Annotated in this window: 13 protein-coding genes and 9 tRNA genes; 16 read left to right on the top strand and 6 right to left on the bottom strand. The window is 41.3% G+C overall.

What is annotated here, in order from left to right:
• Nucleotides 1-54 precede the first annotated feature (54 nt).
• From PSPO_RS05800 to PSPO_RS05780, 4 genes are all read right to left on the bottom strand, one after another.
• Nucleotides 55-1,470: an FAD-dependent oxidoreductase gene (locus PSPO_RS05800; protein WP_010560383.1), complete on the bottom strand. Its 1,416-nt coding sequence runs from the start codon at nucleotides 1,468-1,470 to the stop codon at nucleotides 55-57.
• A gap of 10 nt (nucleotides 1,471-1,480) precedes the next feature.
• Nucleotides 1,481-5,938, bottom strand: a complete 4,458-nt coding sequence (gene gltB / locus PSPO_RS05795) for a glutamate synthase large subunit (protein ID WP_010560384.1) — start codon at nucleotides 5,936-5,938, stop codon at nucleotides 1,481-1,483.
• A 479-nt stretch (nucleotides 5,939-6,417) separates the two neighbouring features.
• Complete coding sequence (locus tag PSPO_RS05785) at nucleotides 6,418-7,317, bottom strand: substrate-binding periplasmic protein (RefSeq protein WP_010560385.1); 900 nt, start codon at nucleotides 7,315-7,317, stop codon at nucleotides 6,418-6,420.
• A gap of 76 nt (nucleotides 7,318-7,393) precedes the next feature.
• On the bottom strand, nucleotides 7,394-7,726 hold the full coding sequence (locus PSPO_RS05780; protein ID WP_010560386.1) for a Grx4 family monothiol glutaredoxin: 333 nt from the start codon (nucleotides 7,724-7,726) through the stop codon (nucleotides 7,394-7,396).
• A gap of 493 nt (nucleotides 7,727-8,219) precedes the next feature.
• On the opposite strand from PSPO_RS05780, the gene PSPO_RS05775 reads away from it, so the two are divergent.
• From PSPO_RS05775 to PSPO_RS05760, 4 genes are all read left to right on the top strand, one after another.
• Nucleotides 8,220-8,801, top strand: a complete 582-nt coding sequence (locus tag PSPO_RS05775; RefSeq protein ID WP_010560387.1) for a Fe-Mn family superoxide dismutase — start codon at nucleotides 8,220-8,222, stop codon at nucleotides 8,799-8,801.
• 223 nt (nucleotides 8,802-9,024) lie between these two features.
• Complete coding sequence (locus tag PSPO_RS05770) at nucleotides 9,025-10,947, top strand: PrkA family serine protein kinase (protein WP_010560388.1); 1,923 nt, start codon at nucleotides 9,025-9,027, stop codon at nucleotides 10,945-10,947.
• 38 nt (nucleotides 10,948-10,985) lie between these two features.
• On the top strand, nucleotides 10,986-12,266 hold the full coding sequence (locus PSPO_RS05765) for a YeaH/YhbH family protein (protein WP_010560389.1): 1,281 nt from the start codon (nucleotides 10,986-10,988) through the stop codon (nucleotides 12,264-12,266).
• Nucleotides 12,267-12,282: 16 nt separating this feature from the next.
• Nucleotides 12,283-13,791 carry a SpoVR family protein gene (locus PSPO_RS05760; RefSeq protein ID WP_010560390.1) on the top strand — a complete coding sequence of 503 codons (1,509 nt, stop codon included), beginning with the start codon at nucleotides 12,283-12,285 and terminating at the stop codon, nucleotides 13,789-13,791.
• Between the two features lie 272 nt (nucleotides 13,792-14,063).
• Here PSPO_RS05760 and PSPO_RS05755 read toward each other — a convergent pair whose 3' ends face one another.
• Nucleotides 14,064-17,147: an HD domain-containing phosphohydrolase gene (locus PSPO_RS05755; RefSeq protein WP_158523437.1), complete on the bottom strand. Its 3,084-nt coding sequence runs from the start codon at nucleotides 17,145-17,147 to the stop codon at nucleotides 14,064-14,066.
• 146 nt (nucleotides 17,148-17,293) lie between these two features.
• The gene (radD, locus tag PSPO_RS05750; RefSeq protein WP_010560392.1) at nucleotides 17,294-19,027 is read right to left on the bottom strand and encodes a DNA repair helicase RadD; all 1,734 of its coding nucleotides are present in this window, start codon (nucleotides 19,025-19,027) and stop codon (nucleotides 17,294-17,296) included.
• Nucleotides 19,028-19,232: 205 nt separating this feature from the next.
• Between radD and PSPO_RS05745 the strand changes: the two genes are divergently transcribed.
• The 12 genes from PSPO_RS05745 to PSPO_RS05690 all read left to right on the top strand — a co-directional run bounded on the left by PSPO_RS05745 (nucleotide 19,233) and on the right by PSPO_RS05690 (nucleotide 23,449).
• Nucleotides 19,233-19,847, top strand: coding sequence for a 50S ribosomal protein L25/general stress protein Ctc (locus tag PSPO_RS05745; RefSeq protein WP_010560393.1), 615 nt, complete (start codon nucleotides 19,233-19,235; stop codon nucleotides 19,845-19,847).
• 19 nt (nucleotides 19,848-19,866) lie between these two features.
• Nucleotides 19,867-20,457, top strand: coding sequence for an aminoacyl-tRNA hydrolase (pth, locus tag PSPO_RS05740; RefSeq protein WP_010560394.1), 591 nt, complete (start codon nucleotides 19,867-19,869; stop codon nucleotides 20,455-20,457).
• Between the two features lie 32 nt (nucleotides 20,458-20,489).
• A complete protein-coding gene (gene ychF / locus PSPO_RS05735; RefSeq protein ID WP_010560395.1) occupies nucleotides 20,490-21,581 on the top strand; it encodes a redox-regulated ATPase YchF in 1,092 nt (363 codons plus the stop codon).
• A gap of 717 nt (nucleotides 21,582-22,298) precedes the next feature.
• A tRNA-Met gene (locus tag PSPO_RS05730) sits at nucleotides 22,299-22,375 on the top strand.
• A gap of 110 nt (nucleotides 22,376-22,485) precedes the next feature.
• Nucleotides 22,486-22,570: transfer RNA gene (locus PSPO_RS05725), tRNA-Leu, on the top strand.
• A 37-nt stretch (nucleotides 22,571-22,607) separates the two neighbouring features.
• Nucleotides 22,608-22,682: transfer RNA gene (locus tag PSPO_RS05720), tRNA-Gln, on the top strand.
• 21 nt (nucleotides 22,683-22,703) lie between these two features.
• Nucleotides 22,704-22,788, top strand: a tRNA-Leu gene (locus PSPO_RS05715).
• Nucleotides 22,789-22,825: 37 nt separating this feature from the next.
• Nucleotides 22,826-22,900: transfer RNA gene (locus PSPO_RS05710), tRNA-Gln, on the top strand.
• A 21-nt stretch (nucleotides 22,901-22,921) separates the two neighbouring features.
• Nucleotides 22,922-23,006 (top strand) — tRNA-Leu (locus PSPO_RS05705).
• A 152-nt stretch (nucleotides 23,007-23,158) separates the two neighbouring features.
• Nucleotides 23,159-23,233: transfer RNA gene (locus PSPO_RS05700), tRNA-Gln, on the top strand.
• A gap of 2 nt (nucleotides 23,234-23,235) precedes the next feature.
• Nucleotides 23,236-23,312, top strand: a tRNA-Met gene (locus tag PSPO_RS05695).
• Between the two features lie 52 nt (nucleotides 23,313-23,364).
• Nucleotides 23,365-23,449 (top strand) — tRNA-Leu (locus PSPO_RS05690).
• The last annotated feature ends 449 nt before the right edge of the window (nucleotides 23,450-23,898 follow it).

Below are 23,898 nucleotides of genomic sequence, written 5' to 3'. Positions count from 1 at the left end.
TTTTTAATGTTATAAGCTGCCTTAAATGTTTAACCACATTCAGGCTATACAGCACTAAACTTCGAGATAATCCATAATGCCTTCTGCTGCGTTGCGGCCCTCATAAATAGCGGTAACCACTAAATCAGAACCTCTTACTGCATCGCCACCAGCAAAGATTTTAGGGTTAGATGTTTGATGCGTATATGCGCCTTGCTCAGGTGCCACAATACGGCCCCATTTATCAAGCTCTACATCAAACTCACTTAACCACGGCATTGCATGAGGCTGAAAACCAAACGCCATAATCACCGCATCGGCTGGCACAACATGCTCAGAACCTGCTACTTCCTCTGCACGACGGCGGCCATTTTCATCGGCCTCGCCAAGCTGCGTTTTAACCATTTTTACGCCTGTTACTTTGCCACTGTCATTAAGTACAACCCCTTTTGGTTGTACATTAAACATAAACTCAACGCCCTCTTCTTTGGCATTTTTTACTTCACGTACTGAGCCTGGCATATTGGCTTCATCACGACGATAAGCACACACAACGCTACTAGCATTTTGACGAATTGAGGTACGCACACAGTCCATTGCTGTATCACCACCACCTAACACAACGACGCGTTTGCCTTGCATATTGATGTAAGATTCTGGTGTTTCGTCGTAACCCATTTGAAAATTGGTATTAGCAATTAAAAATGGCAATGCATCAAACACACCATCAGCATCTTCGTTTTCAAGACCTGCACGCATATTTTGATAAGTGCCCACTGCTAAAAATACCGCGTCGTATTCATCAATAATGGTTTGTAGTGCAATGTCTTTACCGACCTCGGTATTTAACACAAATTCAACGCCCATCCCCTTGAAAATTTCACGGCGGTTTTCCATTACCGATTTTTCTAATTTAAACGATGGGATACCGAAGGTCAGTAAACCACCAATTTCAGGATGACGGTCAAACACCACAGGTTTTACACCATTACGCGCTAGAATATCAGCGCAACCTAAGCCTGCTGGCCCCGCACCGATAATAGCAACTTTCTTATCGCTCCAAACCACGTGCGACATATCTGGCTTCCAGCCCATCGCAAAGGCCGTATCAGAAATATATTTTTCGATATTACCTATGGTGACCGCACCGAACTCCTCGTTGAGTGTACAGGCGCCTTCACACAATCGGTCTTGTGGGCATACGCGTCCACATACTTCGGGTAAACTATTAGTTCGATGCGACAATTCAGCCGCTTCGATAACTTTGCCGGCTTTGATCAGTTTTAACCATTGCGGAATGTAGTTGTGCACAGGACACTTCCATTCACAATATGGATTACCACAGTCAAGGCAACGATCGGCTTGCGAATCAACTTGTTTCGCAGAAAACGGTTCGTAGATTTCAACAAACTGTTTTTTACGTGACGAAATAGGCTTTTTGCGCGGGTCGACACGCTGCACATCGATAAATTGATATACGTTTTGTGACATGGTACTTCTCCTATTGCGCCTGTATTCTTAATTCAGCACTTGAACGTGCTCTATGACCAAGCAAACCTTTCACATCACTCGATTTAGGCTTAACCAATCTAAATTGCGCAATGTATGACTCAAAATCAGCAAGAATTTGCTCTGCGCGATTTGATTGTGTTGCTTCTAAATGCTCGCCAATTAAGCCGCGTAAATGTTCGTGATGAATATTCAAATCTGTAAGCTCTACTAACTCGACCAACTCTGTATTGATGCGTTTATCAAAGTCGCCTTTTTCATCAAGTACGTAAGCAAAACCACCTGTCATACCCGCGCCAAAGTTAATACCAGTATCGCCAAGCACGCACACAATACCGCCAGTCATATATTCACAGCCGTTATCACCGAGTCCCTCTACTACCGCAATCGCACCCGAGTTACGTACCGCAAAGCGCTCACCCGCTCTGCCTGCAGCAAATAATTTACCGCCAGTTGCACCATACAAACAGGTATTACCTGCAATTGTTGCATGATGTGATTTAAACGATGAACCAAGCGGCGGACGTACGGTAATTTTACCGCCAGCCATGCCTTTACCGACATAATCGTTAGCATCACCAGTTACATGCAGTTCAAGACCGCCCGCATTCCAAACACCCAGTGATTGGCCTGCAGTACCTTGCAATTCGATAATAATCGGATCGGCCGCTAACCCCTGATTTCCGTGAAGGTCTGCAATATAGCCAGATAACAACGCACCAACTGAACGATCGGTATTTTGAATAGGAGATCGCAATTTAATAGACGTTTTGCTCTCAATTGCCTCTTTTGCTTGAGCCAACAAACTTTCATTAAGTTTGCCTTCGTAGTGCGATGTATTTGGCGCACTGCAATATAAGGTTTCACCACTCTTATTATTTGGCTTTGCAATAACAGGCGATAAATCGAGCTTGCTTTGCTTTGCCGTTGTGCCTTCAAGCACTTCAAGTAGATCGGTTCGGCCAATTAAATCAACTAATTTAGTTACCCCTAAGCTCGCCATAATTTCGCGCGCTTCTTCAGCAATAAACTTAAAGTAGTTCATCGCCATTTCTGGTAAACCGTGATAATGCTTCGCTCGCAGTGTTTCGTCTTGCGTTGCAACACCTGTTGCACAGTTGTTTAAATGACAAATTCGCAGGTATTTACAGCCAAGTGCAACCATAGGGCCGGTGCCAAAACCAAAGCTTTCTGCACCTAAAATAGCCGCTTTAATAATATCTAAACCTGTTTTTAAACCACCATCAGTTTGCAAACGAATACGGTGACGTAAACCATTTTCAACCAGTGCCTGTTGCGTTTCTGCAAGGCCAAGTTCCCAAGGACAACCCGCATACTTAACAGAGGTTAATGGTGAAGCGCCCGTACCACCATCGTAACCAGCGATGGTAATAAGATCGGCGTAAGCTTTAGCAACACCAGTAGCAATTGTGCCTACGCCCGGTTCAGATACTAGCTTCACTGAAATCATGGCATCTGGGTTTACTTGCTTTAAGTCAAAAATAAGCTGGGCTAAATCTTCGATTGAATAAATATCATGATGCGGTGGTGGCGAAATTAATGTTACGCCAGGTACTGAATAGCGTAGCTTAGCAATGTACGGTGTCACTTTTTCACCCGGTAACTGCCCGCCTTCACCAGGTTTTGCACCCTGAGCCACTTTTATCTGAATAACATCCGCATTTTTTAGATAGTGCGGCGTTACACCAAATCTACCCGATGCAACTTGCTTAATGCGCGAGTTCTTCTCGGTGCCGTATCGAGCTACATCTTCACCGCCTTCACCTGAATTTGAACAGCCACCTAAGCGGTTCATGGCAATCGCTAGCGCTTCATGTGCTTCAGGCGATAACGCACCAATACTCATTGCCGCTGAGTCAAAGCGCTTGTAGAGTTCAGTTGCATCTTCCACTTCACTCACATCAATCGCCGTTTGCCCTGTTTTCAGTTTTAACAGGTCACGAATATTAGTGACTGGACGAGTGTTTACTAAATCCGCATATTTTTGATAATCCTGATAATTACCTGAGCGCACGGCTACTTGTAATGTTTGGATAACATCAGGATTGTACGCGTGATACTCGCCGTTATGTACATATTTTAATAAACCACCATGGTCGAGCGGCTTGCGTTTAATCCATGCTTTACGCGATAAATTAATAAGATCTTGGTGGAAGTCGTTAAAGTCTGCACCTTGAATACGCGAAACAACACCTGAGAAACATAAGTCTACAACTTCATCGCTTAACCCTACTGCTTCGAAAAGCATTGAACAACGGTAGCTAGCAACGGTACTAATGCCCATTTTAGACATTATTTTGTAGAGACCTTTATTAATTGCATTACGATACGCCAAGGTCACATCGCGATACGATTTTTCGATGATGCCGGTGTCTACCATTTGTGTTAGCGTTTCATATGCTAAATATGGGTAGATAGCGGTAGCGCCAAAGCCGAGCAATACTGCAAATTGATGTGGGTCACGACAGCTGGCTGTTTCAATAATAATGTTAGTATCACAGCGTAAGTTCTTACTCACTAAACGACGTTGCACCGCACCCACCGCCATCGCAGCAGGGATCGGTAAGGTGTCAGGCGTTAAACCCTTATCGCTTAATACAATCAATACCGTACCTTGACGCGCTAACTCTTCCGCTTGGTCACATACGTTTTCAATTGCCGATAACAAAGAGTCATCTTTATCATAATTAATCGACAATGAGGCAAATGAATAATGCGCCTGATCTGCAGAGAGCAACTGGCTCATATCAGAGTAAGTCAATACTGGCGATGAAAACTGCAAGCGTTTTGCGTGGCCTGTTGTCTCGTTAAATACGTTTTGTTCACGACCAATACAGGTAGCCAGTGACATAACATGATTTTCACGTAATGGGTCGATTGGCGGGTTAGTCACCTGCGCAAACTTTTGACGGAAATAGTCATACACTAAACGTGATTGTGACGACAGCACAGCAAATGGCGTGTCATCGCCCATTGACCCCGTTGCTTCTTGGCCTGAGTTACCCATTGGGCGAATAACTTGGTCAAGTTCTTCATTACTGTAAGCAAACTGCTTGTGGTAAATCGCCAGCATATCATCGTCGTATTCACGTTGACCGATAAGGTCTTGCTCGTCAATTTCCTCTAATGGTACTAAACGTTTCACGTTATCAGTTAACCACTGCTTATAGGTATGACGCTTTTTCAAATCTTCGTCGATTTCGCACGATTGCCATACTTTGCCATGCAATGTATCAATAACGAGTAATTCACCCGGCCCAACACGGCCTTTTTCTTTAACCTCGTCAGCAGAGTAATCCCAAATACCAACTTCTGACGCTAAAGTAATATGATTGTCTTTAGTAATTACATAACGCGCAGGACGTAACCCGTTTCGGTCTAAGTTACACGCAGCAAATCGGCCATCCGACATTACTAACCCTGCAGGACCATCCCAAGGCTCCATGTGCATTGAGTTGAAATCATAAAAGGCACGTAGGTCTTCATCCATCGCTCGGTTTTTCTGCCATGCAGGTGGCACTAGCATGCGCATCGCTCGGAAAATATCCATACCACCCGCTAAGAATAGCTCTAGCATATTATCTAAGCTTGAGCTATCTGAGCCCGATTCATTTACAAAAGGTGCCGCGCTTTGTAAGTCAGGCAGTAATGGTGACGAAAACTTATATGCGCGCGCTCTTGCCCACTGGCGGTTACCTTCGATAGTGTTAATTTCACCGTTGTGTGCAAGGTATCTAAATGGTTGTGCCAACGGCCAGCGCGGTTGCGTATTGGTAGAAAAACGTTGGTGGAAAACGCAGATAGCAGATTCCATACGCATATCGGCTAGATCAAGGTAGAAATTCGGCAAATCTGCCGGCATCATTAAGCCTTTATACACCGATACTAAGCCCGATAGGCTCGCAATATAAAAATGATCATCGTTAATTTGTTTTTCTATGCGACGTCGTGCGATATACAAACGGCGTTCTAAATCTTTTGGACGCCAGCCTTCTGGCGCTGAAATAAAGACCTGTTGAAAATTCGGTAATTGTTCTAGCGCAATCGGTCCTAGACTTGCTGGATTAACGGGCACATCGCGCCAACCAACCAGTTTTAGCGTTTCTTTTTCTAGTTCTTCACTAATAATCTGTTTGTTGTGCTCAGCGATAACCGGATCAGGACTTAGGAATAACATACCAACAGCGTAGTTTTTACCTAAGTGCCAATCGTTTTCAGCGGCAACAGCACGGAAGAAACCGTCTGGTTTTTGCAATAACAACCCACAGCCATCGCCGGTTTTACCATCTGCTGCAATACCACCGCGGTGTTGCATTCGATCTAACCCAGTGATCGCTGTGCGAACTAATTTGTGACTCGGCTGACCTTCAATGTGCGCGATAAGGCCAAAACCGCAATTATCTTTTTCTAATCTCGAGTCATATAACATGTTGGACTCCTCCCTTGCTACAGCTCAAGTGAACAAAACAGTTGTGATTGACGGAAGTATTGGCATGACCGTATCGAAGTTTTATGACAGTTCGATAAGTAATAGCGATTTTGTTAACGCGAAACAAAGGTTGCTAATGTTGGTACGTGCCGTGTGTTCACTTGCGCGATTCTCAAAACTAACCAAGATATTGCTTGGAGTCAACCAAATTGTGAATACATATTCAGGTTATTGAATATTTTTCACTTATACATAAATTCAACAAATTTGCCGATAAAAGCCTCTAAACTGGGGTTATCTTGGTTATAGGATCTTATTGACACCGGTATCATATTAACACCATGTAAATAAAAACAACTCTCAATTGTAGTTTACGTAAACGTAAACTATTCATGATTTTGAATATTTATTCATGGTAATACCAATTAACCGAAAGCCCACTTTTTAAACTCGAATTATCTTGTACATCAGGCAGGACGCTAGTTTGCGGGCGAACACTTTCCAGCGGTTTGTTGAATGGTTTTAATCGTTCCGGCTTGCTCAAACTCTGATAGCTTGGCATTAATTTTAACTTGCAGCGATTGCCACATTGCGTTGCGTTTACTTATAGCATAGTAAAAATCATTATATTGAAAGGCGGGTTCAATGAATTTAATTTGATTTTTGTCACCTTGCTCGTCGTGATTTAATAGGTAATCGACCACATTGGGATCAGCAACAATGTAATCTACCCGACTCGCCAATAAGAGTTTTAGGTTTTGTTGATCATCGCGCGCTTGAATTGCATTAAAAAAGCCAAGATCAAGGTGCTTATCAAACTCAGGGGTATTTTGATACCCTCTTACAACGCCAATTCGTGCCCCTTGGATTGACTGAAAAGTGCCATCGTACTTTGCTTTATAATTTTCACGGCTCATTAGCCCAATTAAGCCGCCTGCGTAAGGAGTCGATAATGCTAAGTTGTTGCGTCTAAAACTATTAGCTATTACATCACTGGGGGCGGTCACTTCTATAAAGTATTCTGGAAACAAAATATCAGCCTGCCCTAATTCAGCCATGCGTACCGAGCGAGCCCAAGGAAAAAACTCGACACTAATACCAAACCCAAGTTCATTAAATAGCGCAGCGGTAAGTGTGAATACCCAACCTTTGTCACATAAATCACGGTCAATGTATGGCGGCCAATCAAGCGTTACTAAACTTAATTGCTTTGGTAATTCACGGGCTATTTCAAAACGGTTGGCAGAGGGCTGATTAACGGTGATCGTTTTAGTTTGTTGCTGATGTTGATATGAAAGTTCAAATGATTTTGCAACGCTCTCTAAACTCAATAAAAACAGCGTAACAACGAGAGGAATATAATAAGTTTGAAAAGTCATACTAAGCTTAAAACATCATACTAATGATTTAAGCTTAGCAAAAATACCACAAAATCAATTACTACTTAACGTAATATTATTCTGCTTCTTTATTTTTAGCGGCAACTTCAGTGATTAAAGGTTGTAGTTCACCACGTTGGAACATTTCAACAATAATGTCACAACCACCAATTAGCTCACCTTCAACCCATAATTGTGGGAACGTAGGCCAGTTTGCATAAGCTGGTAACTCTGCACGGATATCAGGGTTTTGAAGAATATCAACGTACGCAAATTGCTCACCACATGCCATTAAAGCTTGTGACGCTTGAGATGAAAAACCACAGCTCGGTAATTTTGGAGAGCCCTTCATATAAAGTAGAATTGAGTTTTCTGCGATCTGTTGCTTAATCTTGTCTAACGTTTCCATTTACTACCTCGACACCTTTTGGCGTAATTTATCTTTGTTTAGCAATTCAACCGAGTGATTTACTCGCCTTATTTGGCACACTAGCGCAGTTTCATTGTCGATTATTACTCTTTTTCAACATGCCAATAGGCCTATTCGCACTATTGGCAGGCATTTGACCATGCACATCTCACACACTAAATTATCAATTACATCGGTTAAAACGAGCCGATAATCGCGCGTTAGGCCTTAGCTCAAATACCTAGCTGAAAAAATATCAACAAAGTTAAATGCACCCTATCACAATAGGTGAATTTTCTTTAAGTTAATACTATGCTAGACGCGTTGAATAACAGTTAAAATGTAACTAACTGTTTATAATATAACCGCAAATTATTTCTAGCATTGCTGTTTATAAAAACTTGAGTAAAATACTCGGGTATAGTTTAACACTTATATTGGACATCTTCATGTAAAATGTTGTCCGCTTTTTTAACGCCAACGGAGAAATAAAATGGCTTTTGAACTACCGTCACTACCATATGCAATCGATGCGCTTGAGCCGCATATCTCAAAAGAAACACTAGAGTTCCACCACGGTAAGCACCACAACACATACGTTGTAAAACTAAATGGTCTAGTAGAAGGCACTGACTTCGAAGGCAAAACTCTTGAAGAAGTAGTATGTAGCTCTGAAGGTGGTGTATTCAACAACGCAGCACAAATCTGGAACCACACGTTCTACTGGAACAGCCTTTCACCAAACGGTGGTGGCGAGCCAACAGGTAAAGTTGCTGAGCTAATCAACGCAAAATGGGGTTCTTTCGCTGAATTCCAAGCTGCTTTCAACGACAAAGCTGTTAACAACTTTGGTTCAAGCTGGACATGGTTAGTACAACTAGCTGACGGCAGCCTAGACATCGTTAACACGTCAAATGCAGCTACGCCACTAACTGAAGCGGGTGTTACGCCAATCATCACTGTTGACCTTTGGGAACACGCTTACTACATCGATTACCGTAACGTGCGTCCTGAATACCTAAACGGTTTCTGGGCACTAGTTAACTGGGAATTTGCAAACGCAAACCTAGCTTAATTCCTATTTTTGTCAGTAAAACGCATGCGTTTTACTGACATTTCCCAGCACTTTTCATAATTCCTCACCGACTATTGCATAATATTCAACGCTCTGAAATATAGTAAAGTTTTTTCTTTAAATATCTTTTATTTATCTCGCACAATCAAAAATCCCGTCTAACCTTATAAATAGTGGCTAGTTTTATTGCTGTTGCAAAATTTCCGGTATTTAGGAGGTCTATATGACAATTTTTGATCATTTCCAATCTCGTTACGAAGCCGCAAAAGAAGAAGAATTTACTATTGCTGAATTTCTCGAGATCTGTAAAGAAGATAAATCCGCCTATGCCAGCTCAGCAGAGCGGTTATTAATGGCGATTGGTCAGCCTGAAATGGTGGATACATCACAAGATCCAACACTCAGTCGTATTTTTTCTAACCGTGTTATTCCGCGCTACCCCGCCTTTAAAGAATTTTATGGCATGGAAGATAGCATCGAACAAATCGTTGCCTACTTAAAGCATGCAGCGCAAGGGCTTGAAGAATGCAAACAGGTACTTTATTTACTAGGCCCTGTAGGTGGTGGTAAGTCATCACTTGCTGAAAAGCTAAAGTACCTAATGCAAAAAGTACCTATTTATTGCCTTAAAGATTCCCCTGTAAATGACCACCCCCTTTGCTTATTCGACCCAGTAGAAGACGGCGATATCCTCGAAAAAGAATATGGTATTAGCAATCGATACATAAAAACAATTATGTCACCGTGGGCCACTAAGCGCCTGCACGAATTCAACGGCGATATTACGAAATTTAAAGTAGTAAAGCGTTACCCATCTATTCTAGACCAAGTTGCTATCGCGAAAACTGAGCCTGGCGATGAGAATAACCAAGACATCAGCGCGCTTGTAGGTAAAGTGGACATTCGCAAGCTTGAACATTTTGCGCAAAGCGATGCCGATGCATACGCCTATTCCGGTGCACTTTGTCACGCTAACCAAGGTTTAATGGAATTTGTTGAGATGTTTAAAGCACCAATTAAAGTGCTTCACCCATTATTAACCGCAACCCAAGAGGGTAACTACAACGGTACCGAAGGTCTCTCAGCCCTGCCCTTCAATGGTATGATTTTGGCTCACTCTAATGAATCAGAATGGCAAACGTTTAAAGGCAATAAAAACAACGAAGCGTTTTTAGACCGTGTTTACATTGTGAAAGTGCCTTATTGCCTGCGTGTTTCTGAAGAAATGAAAATTTACGAGAAACTACTACAACACTCAGAATTAAACGAAGCGCCATGTGCCCCAGGTACACTAGAGACGCTAGCGCAGTTTTCAGTGTTATCACGAATTAAAGAGCCTGAAAATTCAAGTCTTTACTCAAAAATGCGCGTGTACGATGGCGAGAGCTTAAAAGACACCGATCCTAAGGCTAAATCGTTCCAAGAATACAAAGATTACGCCGGTGTTGACGAAGGCATGAACGGCTTATCAACACGTTTTGCCTTTAAGATTTTATCGCGTGTTTTCAACTTTGACCACACTGAGGTGGCAGCCAACCCAGTTCATTTATTCTATGTGCTAGAGCAACAAATTGAGCGCGAGCAATTCCAACAAGAAACCCAAGAGCGCTACCTTGAGTTCTTAAAAGGTTTCTTAATTCCGAAATATGTAGAGTTTATCGGCAAGGAAATTCAAACCGCTTATTTAGAATCCTACTCTGAATATGGCCAAAATATTTTCGACCGTTATGTAACCTATGCCGATTTCTGGATCCAAGATCAGGAGTTCCGCGACCCAGATACAGGCCAATTATTTGATAGAGCTGCACTCAATGCAGAACTAGAGAAAATTGAAAAGCCAGCGGGAATTTCTAATCCAAAAGATTTCCGTAACGAGATCGTAAACTTTGTTTTAAGAGCACGTGCTAACAACAATGGTAAAAACCCTGTTTGGACGAGTTATGAAAAATTAAGAACGGTCATCGAAAAGAAAATGTTCTCAAATACCGAAGATCTACTGCCTGTTATTTCATTCAATGCAAAAACCAGCGCCGAAGATCAACAAAAGCATGAGGACTTTGTTAACCGCATGGTTGAAAAAGGCTATACAGCTAAACAAGTTCGTTTGCTCAGTGAATGGTATTTACGAGTTCGTAAGTCACAGTGAGTTAGTAGTAATTGTAAAGAAGACCTACGGAGGCGTATATGGCACATTTTATTGACCGACGCTTAAACGGGAAAAACAAAAATACGGTTAACCGCCAACGCTTTATTAAGCGTTACAAGCGCCAAATTAAAGAGGCGGTTTCCGATGCGATTGCCAAACGCAGCGTAACTGACGTAGAAACAGGCGAAAGCATTTCGATTCCAAGTCGTGATATGCAGGAGCCTATTTTCCATCAAGGTAAAGGTGGCAAACGCGATATGGTGCATCCAGGCAATGACCAATTCAGTCAAGGGGACAGAATAAAACGCCCCCTTGGCGGACAAGGTCAAGGTGCGGGCGAAGGTGATGCCAGTGACTCTGGAGAAGGCCAAGATGATTTTGTGTTTTCCATTTCAAAAGATGAATACTTAGACTTGCTGTTTGAAGATCTTGCACTGCCAAACTTGAAACAGAATCAACTCAATAAGTTAGTTCAAATGAAAACCCATCGTGCTGGTTACAGTAACGATGGAGTTCCATCAAATATTGATATTGTTCGTTCATTGCAAGGCTCAGTCGCAAGACGTATTGCCATGACTGCAGGCAAAAAACGTCAATTAGCTGAACTTGAGCAAAAACTTGCTGAGCTTACAAAAAACAAAAAGGACAACCAAAGCGAAATTGCCCTGCTTGAAAAAGAAATAGAGCAACTTAAAAATAAAATTGCCACAGTACCGTTTATTGATACCTTTGATTTACGTTTTAGAAACTATGAGAAGCGCCCTGAGCCAAGTTCTAAAGCTGTGATGTTTTGCTTAATGGATGTGTCGGGCTCGATGGACCAAGCAACCAAAGAAACCGCAAAACGGTTTTATATTTTGCTTTATTTATTTTTAACCCGTACCTACAAGGACATCGAAGTTGTTTACATTCGTCACCATACCCAAGCGAAAGAAGTCGATGAGCACGAGTTTTTCTATTCGCAAGAAACGGGGGGCACAATCGTATCAAGCGCATTAAAGCTCATGGACGAAATAATCAAAGAGCGCTATGACTCTGAGCAGTGGAATATTTATGCTGCGCAAGCATCTGATGGTGATAATTGGGCTGATGATTCGCCACAATGCAGTGACTGGCTCACCAATAAAATTCTGCCTGTTACGCGCTATTACGCTTATATCGAAATTACCACCCGAGCACATCAAAGCTTATGGCGTGAATATCAAGTGCTCGCCGATACCCATGAAAACTTCGCCATTCAACACATTAAATCTGTGGAAGACATTTACCCTATATTCAGAGAGTTATTTAAAAAAGATACCACCGCAGATGTAGCTTAATTTTCAAGGACTAGTTATGAGTAAAAAAGTACTAAGCGATGGTCCTGATTGGACATTCGATTTACTCGGAGAATACCAAACCGAGATTGCTAGGGTTGCTGAGATTTACCGCCTCGATACTTACCCTAATCAGATTGAAGTAATTACCGCAGAGCAAATGATGGATGCCTACTCCAGTGTTGGTATGCCTATTGGCTATAGTCATTGGTCTTTTGGCAAAAAATTTATTCAAACAGAGCAAAATTACAAACGTGGTGCAATGGGGCTTGCCTACGAAATTGTAATCAATTCAGATCCGTGCATTGCATACCTAATGGAAGAAAACACCATGCCGATGCAAGCGCTTGTTATGGCACATGCCTGCTATGGGCATAACTCATTTTTTAAAGGTAATTACCTATTTAAAACCTGGACCGATGCAAGCTCTATAATTGATTATTTACTGTTTGCTAAGAATTACATTGCCGAATGTGAACAAAAGTACGGCGTTGAAGAAGTAGAAAAGCTTCTCGATTCGTGCCATGCATTAATGAATTATGGTGTAGACCGCTACAAACGACCTCAACAAATATCCCTTTTTGAAGAACAAAAAAGACAAAAAGAACGCGAGGATTACTTACAATCTCAAGTTAATGAATTGTGGAAAACCATTCCCTCACATCAAAGCGAAGCTGAAACACAAGCCGCACGCTTTCCCAGTGAGCCACAAGAGAATATTCTTTATTTTATTGAAAAACGAGCACCATTACTCGAAATTTGGCAACGCGAAATAATTCGTATTGTGCGCAAAATTTCGCAATATTTTTACCCACAAAAGCAAACTCAAGTAATGAATGAAGGTTGGGCTACATTTTGGCACTACACCTTGCTTAATCACTTGTACGATGAAGGAAAGTTAAGTGACGCCTTTATGTTAGAAGTGCTGCAATCCCATACTAATGTTGTGTATCAGCCGCCTTACAACTCGCCCTACTATTCTGGCATTAACCCCTATGCCCTCGGTTTTAATATGATGGTGGATATTCGTCGTATATGTGAAAACCCAACAGATGAAGACAAACGGTGGTTTCCTGAAATCGCTGGCAGTAACTGGCTCGATACTTTGCATTTTGCGATGGAAAATTTCAAAGATGAAAGCTTTATCAGTCAATTTTTATCGCCTAAGTTAATGCGCGACTTCAAGTTTTTCTCTATTTTAGATAACGAGAAAGAAAGCCACTTAGAAGTCAGTGCTATTCACAATGAATCCGGTTACCACGCCATTCGTCAGGCACTCTCTGAGCAATATAACCTAAGTAATTTGGAACCCAACATTCAAGTGTTCAATGTTAATGTTCGAGGTGACCGTGCGCTTACACTGCGTTATACGCCACACAACGATATACCGCTTGCGAACACTAAAGACCAAGTGATTAAACATTTATATCGTTTATGGGGGTTTGACGTGATTTTAGAGCAAGAAGATGCAAACGGTGAAATAACAGAAATTGCCCGTTGTCCGCTCTCAACTGCGGATAGTATTTAAAGCGACTGTGTGAACAAGTAACCCATCGTCGCGACCTAAATTAGGCAAAATCAAACCAAATTAGGTTACATCTCAATAAATTTAAAAAGGCTTTTAACAAGCCTTTTTTAATTTCTTATAACCATGCTATTTCAGTTGTTGATATAGCTAAACACACCAAAAGCCAAGCAAAAAATTCGACCCTGAGCTATCTAATTTTCAACTCTCAACACACTTAATAATGCATTTGCTTCGTTAACATACTCACGCAGTTATAAAACCTATATCATAGGCTATAAGTATTTAGTTAAATCAATCTCATCAATTTGTTCTTTTGGCATGTACTTTTGTGCATATTGTTTATACACGCCAGAGCGTAAAAAGAGCTTAAACACTTCAATATCAACATGCTGATCGAGTGACATTTTATGCAAAATATCAATCGCCACACTAAGGGGCTTTGCCTTTTTATACGGTCTATCGGATGCGGTAAGTGCTTCAAATATATCGGCAAGTACCAAAATACGCTCGGGTATTGATAAATCATCCCCTGTTAACTTTCGTGGATACCCCGTTCCTTTGAGTGTTTCATGGTGAGTTGAGGCATAACGTGGCACATTCGATAATTCACATGGGAAAGGCAACGAATCAAGCATTTTAATTGTGCCGATAATGTGCTCATTAATAATAAAACGATCTTCCGCGGTCAGTGTGCCACGACCAATTTTAAGGTTATACAACTCGCCTAAATTCGCTTTATACTCAGGAACTTCAATATTGATACCTAAATGAGGCGCATACTCAACCGCCTGCTCACGTTTGATGATGTGACCTTCTTTATCAGCTAATAATTGCTCGGTAATAGGCAATAATTCATCAGGTTGATCATTTTTTAACTCTTCAAGCGGTGATAATCCTTTTTTATCACTGAAATGGCGCAGCCATGTACGTTTTGCTATTTCTTCTAAGCGGGTTATTTTGTCTTCTTCCATAAATTCGCCACCTTGGTTAATTTTGGCAACAAATTCGTACTCTTCGTAAAGCGCTTGCTGAGTAGCATTTAGCTCAAGTTGTAATTCGCTTTCACGCTCTGGCTGTTGCAGCAACTGCTTATAACAACTAATTTCTGCATCGCGTAATAAAACTTCAAAACGCATTCTTATCTCATGAATACGGTTATAAATACACTCTAACTTAGTACCTTTATCAACAATATGCTCTGGCGTAATTATTTTGCCGCAATCATGTAACCATGCCGCTAATTTGAACTCTCGTTTTTTATCATCGGTATCTAGTTTAAATGCTTTAAAATGAGGTTCATCGCAGTCACTCGCATGATCAACAAGCATAAGGCCTAGCTCTGGTACACGGTTGCAGTGGCCGGCTGTGTAAGGTGATTTATCATCGATTGCTTGCGCTATTAATTTTACAAAAGAATCGAGCAATTCTGCTTGTTTTGCTTCATGTGCTTGAATAGATTCGGCCATTTGATTGAGCGAATCAAACACATCGTCAATTTCTTTAATAAAGCTATGCTCAACGTCAATTGCGTTATATTTTCGTTGTTTTATTTTTGTATTCTCTGCACTTAAACGGCGCATTGCAGCGACAATGGGACTCGCAACAAAATAGGTTAATGGCATTAACAAACATAAAATAATGGTTGTCACTATTATTGATTTAGTGACATAGCTTAGCCCCTCTGAATACGCGAGCTTAGTGGGGATCAGCAAGGCTAAGTAATTTTGTTCTTCTGTACCAAGCGTTGTAGGTGCGATAAAAAGTAAATAGTCGGTATTTTCAATTTCGATAACTTGTAAGCGATTGTGGTTAGCATTGTCTTTTGACAGAGTAATTAATTGCTTATAAGGCACAACCCTTGAGGCATCCACGGCCTTAGCGCTTCGGTCAAACGTTAGCCACTGCTCAGATAAATAAGCAAGTTCCTGTTGCGTTACATTTTCAAGTGCAAAGTTTAGCAGTTCAATAATTTTGTTGTCTTTTGCTACCATACGAAGGTGTGTATCAAAACTTAATAAGCTCGCATCAATATTTGTATGAAATTGCAGTCCGTCAATAAAAAACATCTTCGCCGTATAGGCTAGTATCAACTGACTATCAATTGCGGCATCTACCGTGCCATTTTTAACTGCTAACAGTGCCGTTTGTAAATCGGCTACTTCAACAATGGTGATTTCAGGGTAACTGTGTTTTATTGCTGCAACCAGTGACCAGCCTTCAGGAATGGCTAATCGCTTATTATTAAGATCAGAAAGAGATGAAATCGTCTTGTTTTTGGGTAAGGTTGCAAGTGTCAGTGGCAAATTAAGCAAAGGCTTAGAATATACGCCCCACTGTTTATTGCTTAATGTTTGATGCACTGGCTGCAACACATCAATTTTGCCGTTTTGATACAAAGAAACTAACTCAGACCACGTATAACCATTGATAAAATTAATATCTAAGTTAAGTTTTTGCCCGAGTAAAGAGATTAATGTTGGTGTATACCCTTTCGGCATACCTGAAATGGAAAAGTCGACCGGCGCCCAATTTATTTCATTACTAACAGTAAGAGAGCCAACTTCCTTAACTAATGCTTGCTGCTCGCTAGAAAGCGTTAACGGCTCAACATTAAGCGCTGCGTTGTCTTTGCCATTTAAATTGCTGAGCAGTAACTCACCTTGATTATCATAAATATACGCTTCTATGCTATCTGAGTTGCGATTACGCTCAAAGCTGCCATTGAGCTGCTTAGCGATTGTTTGCAATGTTAAGTCAACAGCCACAACATGGTTGGTGCCATGAACAATCTTCGAATAGGTTTGGCCAGAAGCCTGTAAATGATGAAATAGATAAGGTGGGGATTTTACAACACGTTTTGTATTGGCGTTAATAAACCAGTGCCTACTACTTGCATCATAATCACTCTCTTCAACTTTACTGTGTCTTACCTGCAATTTATCGTTAAGGTACTCAGTTTTTCTAACTCTTTGCTCGCCATCGGTATAAATATGTATTTTAACATACCGGTCTTCCATTGCGGCATCGAGCTGTTTCCGGACTTTTTGGTTAGTCTCAAGATTAATCAACTCATAAAAATCGCCATTATCAAATCCATAATAAATAGCGTAAAAATCATTATGGTCAATAAGTAAATCGGTGAGAATTTGGTCTGCTTTGCCAACAAGCGTATGACCTTCAATTAACGATGAATATTTAGCGAGTAATGAGGCGGTATTTTTCGCCGTATCATCCATTTTTGATATTGATAACTCAACTTGCTTGGCTACTTGTTCAGCAAACTGCTGACTGGCGCTTACGGTAATTTGTTTAGAAAAATAATATTGTAAGCCAATAGCAACAGATGCTGTAATCACAGCTATTAGCAAGCATATAAATGCGAGAGTCACACGAAATGTAATTTTAGTACTTGAAAACATCGTCCCTGCCTGTTTTTTATTTAGAGTTTAGGTCTATTTTTAACCAAGTACCAAATACTTATTGTTTGTTTTATATAAATTTTTTATCTTAACTCATGTGCTTTCCTAAATTGCCCTTGGTAGTCAAAAATTCGCTCTACCACTTTATGTTTACCTTTGTCTCGTTTTGCAACCACAAAGTCCGGCACCTTTAGCAATGATTGATGAGTAACGACTGAGTTAGGGTTAGAAAAATCAATTTTACTGGGAACACCCACGCGCAAAAACTGCCGTTTAAAATAAAACGACGCTTTGTCTGACGATAAACTAAAGTATTCGCTCACGTCTGCACCATCTTCATCATGATAAGTCACTTTCAGTCGCTGATTATGTGCTTCTAACTGCATGCCACTGACACGCAATACCAACGCATTTTTTAAATTAAGCGCATCACGTAACTTATCATCAGGATCAACAATAGGTTGATGGCACTGATGACACAGCCTCGCGGCAATATCATTTTGTGCGCCACACTGCTCACATTCTTTATAGCGAAAGCGAAAGTCACACTGCTCGCTATGCCCCTCGTCTTCTAAGATCCCTTGACAACGACGACCAAAATGCTCTATTACTTTGCCATCACTATCGGTTTTGCCCCAAAAGGTGTTAGCAAAACCACAACCGGGGCACAGCACCTGCACGGGTTCGCTGTCACTATTAGGTTTAACGCTGCCAACCTCGGGGTGAAATAAATCAAAGCCATTAGCGGCATAATCAATGACCAAGCATTCGGTTTTACCTTCAGCGAGGCGTAAACCCCGACCAACGATTTGTTGATACAAACTAACCGACTCGGTTGGCCTTAAAATAGCGATAAAATCCACATGCGGTGCATCAAAGCCTGTAGTGAGTACTGATACATTCACCAAATATTTAATGTCTTTTGCTTTAAATCGACGAATAATTGCATCGCGTTCAGCGTTATGGGTATCACCAATCACCAGCGCACTTTGCGTTTTTGGTAAATATTCAATGATCTCTTGTGCGTGTTGAATGGTTGAAGCAAAAATCATCACACCCTGACACGAGTCAGATAGCTCAAGCACCTGATTAATAATCGCTTTAGTTGCACGCTGATTTTCTTGCAGCAGTTGGTTGAGATCACGTTCGCTAAAACGCCCAAACGCATCTTTACTGAGTGAATCAAAGTCATAGTGCGTGATTGCGGCATTGATTAATTTTGGTGGCGTAAGGTATTGATGCTTAATCATATACCTTAATGGCAGTTCATAAATGCAATGTTCAAACGGGGCATTTCCATCTCCCCTTACAAAGCCGTGGTAATGAAAACGATAAATAAAACCAAGTCCTAAACGATACGGTGTAGCGGTTAAACCCAGCACTTTTAACTCAGAGTTCTTCCCTTTTATATGGCTAATCAACTTTTGATATTGTGAATTATCATCGCCAGAGACGCGGTGACATTCATCGATAATTACCAATGAATACTCGTCATTTAGCGCATCAAGGTTTTGCCCAAGTGACTGAACGCTAGCAAAGGTAACCTGGTGTGCAAGCGACTTTTGTTTAAGCCCTGCCGAATAAATACTCGCTTTTAAGCCAAAACTTTCATATTTTTCATGGTTTTGCTCCACAAGCTCTTTAACATGTGTCACCACCAATATTTTTTTACGTGCAAGACGCGCGAGTTCGGCAATTACTAAACTTTTCCCTGACCCTGTGGGTAATACAATAACCGCTGAGTGATTGCTTTTGCGAAAGTGAGCTAAGGTTTTTTCAACCGCTTCTTGCTGATAAGGTCTTAATTGATAGGCCACGTGATACTTGCTTTGATTATCGAGTTAATCTAATTATGCCATTAGGTTTTGCAATCATGAAACCAGCATTTCACCCTTCGCTTTTTAAAAGTACAATAATGGTTTCTTTTATTAGGTTGCAGTGTTACTATAGCGCGCCTTTTTTAGGTGAGAGCTTTGGTCGCGAAGCTTTCAACATACTTTAATTAAAATATTGGAGACATTCATGTCTAACGAATTATACACATTAGATGCAGAAGTACGTTCTGACTTAGGTACTGGTGCGAGCCGCCGCCTACGCCGTGCTGACAAAGTTCCTGCTGTTCTTTACGGTGCAGAAAAAGAAGCTGTATCTCTAACTTTAGCTCACAACAAAGTGATCAAAGCGCAAGAAGATGAAGGTTTCTACAGCCACATCCTTACTTTAAACATTGGCGGTGAAAAAGTTGAAGCTATCCTTAAAGATATCCAACGTCACCCGTTCAAGCCTAAAGTAATGCACTTAGATTTCCAACGCGTTGACGCTAACCACAAGATCCACACTAAGGTTCCTGTACACTTCCTTAACGAAGAAGCTGCAACTAAAGGCGGTAACACTGTTGCTCACCTTGTAACTGAAATCGAAATCACATGTCTTCCAGCACAACTTCCTGAGTTCATCGAAGTTGACGTTGCTGCGTTAGAAGTTGGTGCAACCGTGCACCTTTCTGATATCGCTCTTCCAGCTGGCGTTGTTTCAGTTGAGCTTGCTAAAGGTGCAGATCACGACCAAGCAGTTGTGACTTTAAACGCTCCTAAAGGCGCTGCTTCTGAAGAAGCTTCAGAAGACGCTGCAGAATAATTATTAAGGTGTTAGCACCTTGAATAATATTCAAATGCTTGTGGGCCTGGCTAATCCAGGCCCCGAATACGCAAAAACCCGTCATAATGCTGGTGCATGGTTCATCGAAGAACTTGCCAAACGTTACAACTGCATTCTCAAACACGATTCTAAACATCACGGCCTAGTGGGCAAAGTGATTATCCAAAATCAAGAATTCAAATTATTGATCCCCACTACTTTTATGAACTTAAGTGGTAAAGCGGTCAGTAGTTTAGCCAATTTTTACAAAATTCCTGTCGAAAATATTTTAGTCGCACACGATGAAATGGACCTTGAGCCTGGTATTGCCAAAATTAAAAAAGGCGGTGGACACGGCGGCCATAACGGACTAAAAGACATCATTAGTAAAATGGCAAACCAAAAAGAATTTATGCGTTTGCGAATTGGTATTGGTCACCCAGGTCATAAAGACAAAGTCACTGGCTGGGTACTAGGAAAAGCACCTGCCGCAGATCAAGCTTTAATTGATGATGTGGTGGATGAGGCAGTTCGCTGCATGGAAATACTAGCAAAAGACGGTGTGTTAAAAGCACAAAACAGATTACATACATTTAAACCAGTCGCTTAAGACTGGTTTAACTTAGTTTAAGGTTTATTATTATGGGTTTTAAATGTGGCATCGTTGGTCTACCAAATGTAGGTAAATCAACACTATTTAATGCACTTACGCAGGCTGGTATCGAAGCTGCAAACTTTCCATTTTGTACCATCGAACCAAATACAGGCGTTGTTGCGGTTCCAGATGCACGCCTAGATCAACTAGCTGCTATCGTAAATCCACAAAAAGTACTGGCAACAACAATGGAATTTGTTGATATTGCAGGTCTTGTAAAAGGTGCGTCAAAAGGTGAAGGTTTAGGTAACCAATTCCTCGCAAATATTCGCGAGACTGATGCAATTGGTCACGTTGTACGTTGTTTTGAAAATGAAAACATTGTACACGTTGCAGGTCAAATTGACCCTGCAGACGATATTGACGTTATCAATACTGAACTTGTGCTTGCTGATATGGAAGCGGCTGATCGAGCAGTGCAACGTAACGCTAAAAAAGCAAAAGGCGGCGACAAAGACGCGAAATTCGAACTCGTTGTGCTTGAAAAGGTGAAAGCGCACCTTGATGAAGGCCTTACACTTCGTTCATTAGAGCTTGAAAAAGAAGAAAAAGCAGCAATCCAGTACATCAACTTCTTAACTATTAAGCCGACAATGTACATTGCCAACGTAAATGACGATGGTTTCGAAAATAACCCATTCTTAGATAAAGTGCGTGAGATTGCAGCACAAGAAAATGCGGTAGTTGTACCTGTATGTGCTGAAATCGAAGCTGAGCTTTCAGAATTAGACGACGAAGACAAAAAAGAGTTTATGGATGACTTAGGCTTAGAAGAGCCAGGTTTAAACCGTGTAATTCGCGCGGGCTATGAATTGCTTAACTTACAAACCTACTTCACTGCTGGTGTTAAAGAAGTACGTGCATGGACTATTCCTGTCGGTGCAACGGCGCCGCAAGCTGCAGGTAAAATCCACACTGACTTTGAACGCGGCTTTATTCGTGCTCAAACTATCGGCTTTGATGACTACATTGAGTTCAAAGGCGAATCAGGTGCTAAAGAAGCAGGTAAAATGCGTCAAGAAGGTAAAGATTACATTGTTAAAGATGGCGATGTAATGAACTTCTTATTTAACGTATAAGAAAATAGTGTTTGAAAAGGCTCGCATTTGCGGGCCTTTTTTCTTTCTACTGGCCCATGCTAGGGCGCCAAGACAGCTTTAATACTAAATTCAAGTATTCACCCATCAACGAAGCGTGCTTATCTGAAGCAAACCCCAATTTACCCATTTCACAAATCCAGCTTAATTTGTGCAACTCAATATCAGGTGTGTACTCAAAATAGTAAAGCACCTCAACTTACAAAACCTGTTATTACTGCAATCTAGGGTTTTGCTCAGTATAAGGCTCATTTTCGTGAAGCAAAAGTGCGCCTCTATTACAGATAAACCTATCGCAAAATTGCGCGATAACAATGCTATAAAGACATTCGTTATCCAGATTTGCAATCACTGGCAACCTTACGGTTGATAATAATGCCACTTTGATATTTAGATATGCTTAAAAGTTAATCTAGCAATGTTTCTTAGCGTTGCTATTTTCACTTCTTAACGCAATAAAATACTCAGCATGCGCAAGTAAAAATGAATAAAGGCTTATAAATATTTAAATTCCAGCAGTACCCTTTGTATAATATTTAACTTAAACAACCTTCTGTTTTGCGGTTTTTTGTTCAGTTCGAATAAAAAAAACGCAAACAACTCGGAATATTCATTTTTTTGAAAAAAAGGTGTTGACGGATTTGGGGGTAATCAGCATAATACGCCCCGCATCAGCGATGATGACAACGAACAAAACATGGCTACGTAGCTCAGCTGGTTAGAGCACATCACTCATAATGATGGGGTCCCCTGTTCAAATCAGGGCGTAGCCACCATGTTTTAAAACATGCTACCATAGTTTTGTTTGAGTATGCGAAAGTTGCGGGATTGGCCAACGTTTTGTATTAAACGCTGGATTTAGGTTCCAACATTACTAGAGCAATATGCGGGAGTGGCGGAATTGGTAGACGCGCTGGATTTAGGTTCCAGTATCTTCGGATGTGAGAGTTCAAGTCTCTCCTTCCGCACCATGTTCTGATAGGAACTAAAACTATCTACTACCATTGCTGGAGTATCGCCAAGCGGTAAGGCAGCGGGTTTTGATCCCGCCATTCCCAGGTTCAAATCCTGGTACTCCAGCCATCTCTTCTAGAGATACCCTGTGCGGGAGTGGCGGAATTGGTAGACGCGCTGGATTTAGGTTCCAGTATCTTCGGATGTGAGAGTTCAAGTCTCTCCTTCCGCACCATGTTCTGATAGGAACTAAAACTATCTACTACCATTGCTGGAGTATCGCCAAGCGGTAAGGCAGCGGGTTTTGATCCCGCCATTCCCAGGTTCAAATCCTGGTACTCCAGCCATCTCTTCTAGAGATACCCTGTGCGGGAGTGGCGGAATTGGTAGACGCGCTGGATTTAGGTTCCAGTATCTTCGGATGTGAGAGTTCAAGTCTCTCCTTCCGCACCATGTTCTCGATAAGAACTAAACTAATCGCTTTCTCGAAAGAGTAATCGTTGGAGTATCGCCAAGCGGTAAGGAAGAAGAGAGAAGGTTTTGATCCCTCGCTCGTTCACCACCAGATTCAAATCCTGGGTTCAACATTGATTTGAGATTTTCGTTGGAGTATCGCCAAGCGGTAAGGCAGCGGGTTTTGATCCCGCCATTCCCAGGTTCAAATCCTGGTACTCCAGCCATTGGCTACGTAGCTCAGCTGGTTAGAGCACATCACTCATAATGATGGGGTCCCCTGTTCAAATCAGGGCGTAGCCACCATGTTTTTAAACATGACTACCAAAACAGTTTAACTGTTGAAAAATACCCATGTGCGGGAGTGGCGGAATTGGTAGACGCGCTGGATTTAGGTTCCAGTATCTTCGGATGTGAGAGTTCAAGTCTCTCCTTCCGCACCATTTTTCAATTATTCATCCTCTGTTATCTCTGTTATCTCTGTTATCTCTGTTATCTCTGTTATCTCTGTTATCTCTGTTATCAAAAGCTAACACTATTCTGTTAACTGCCTACAACGTTTACTCCTTACACCATAACGAATCGATTTTAATTAGATTAATACCGTTACACTAAATACCTATTCTTTTGAGATTATGATCATAGGTAACATTAGATGAATGAGCTTTGGGGTAAGCAGGCTTATCTAAACAGGCATTTTATCGCAAGCGAAGATCTAACGATATTCAGTCCAATAGTGTTTTCAGCTAGGTTAGGGAAATGTTCATAACCATAACGAATGTTACTCTCGAGAGAGTAACAAATAATACGCCAAGCTAAGTGTAACTAAAACGTTTAATTAGATTTCGTCGAAAGAGAATTGACTTGCTAGTGTCTCTAAAGGACTCATCGA

This window comes from Pseudoalteromonas spongiae UST010723-006, assembly GCF_000238255.3.
GTDB lineage: Bacteria > Pseudomonadota > Gammaproteobacteria > Enterobacterales > Alteromonadaceae > Pseudoalteromonas > Pseudoalteromonas spongiae.
Note: the sequence above shows the minus strand (reverse complement) of the source record. Positions and strands in the feature narration are given on the sequence as shown.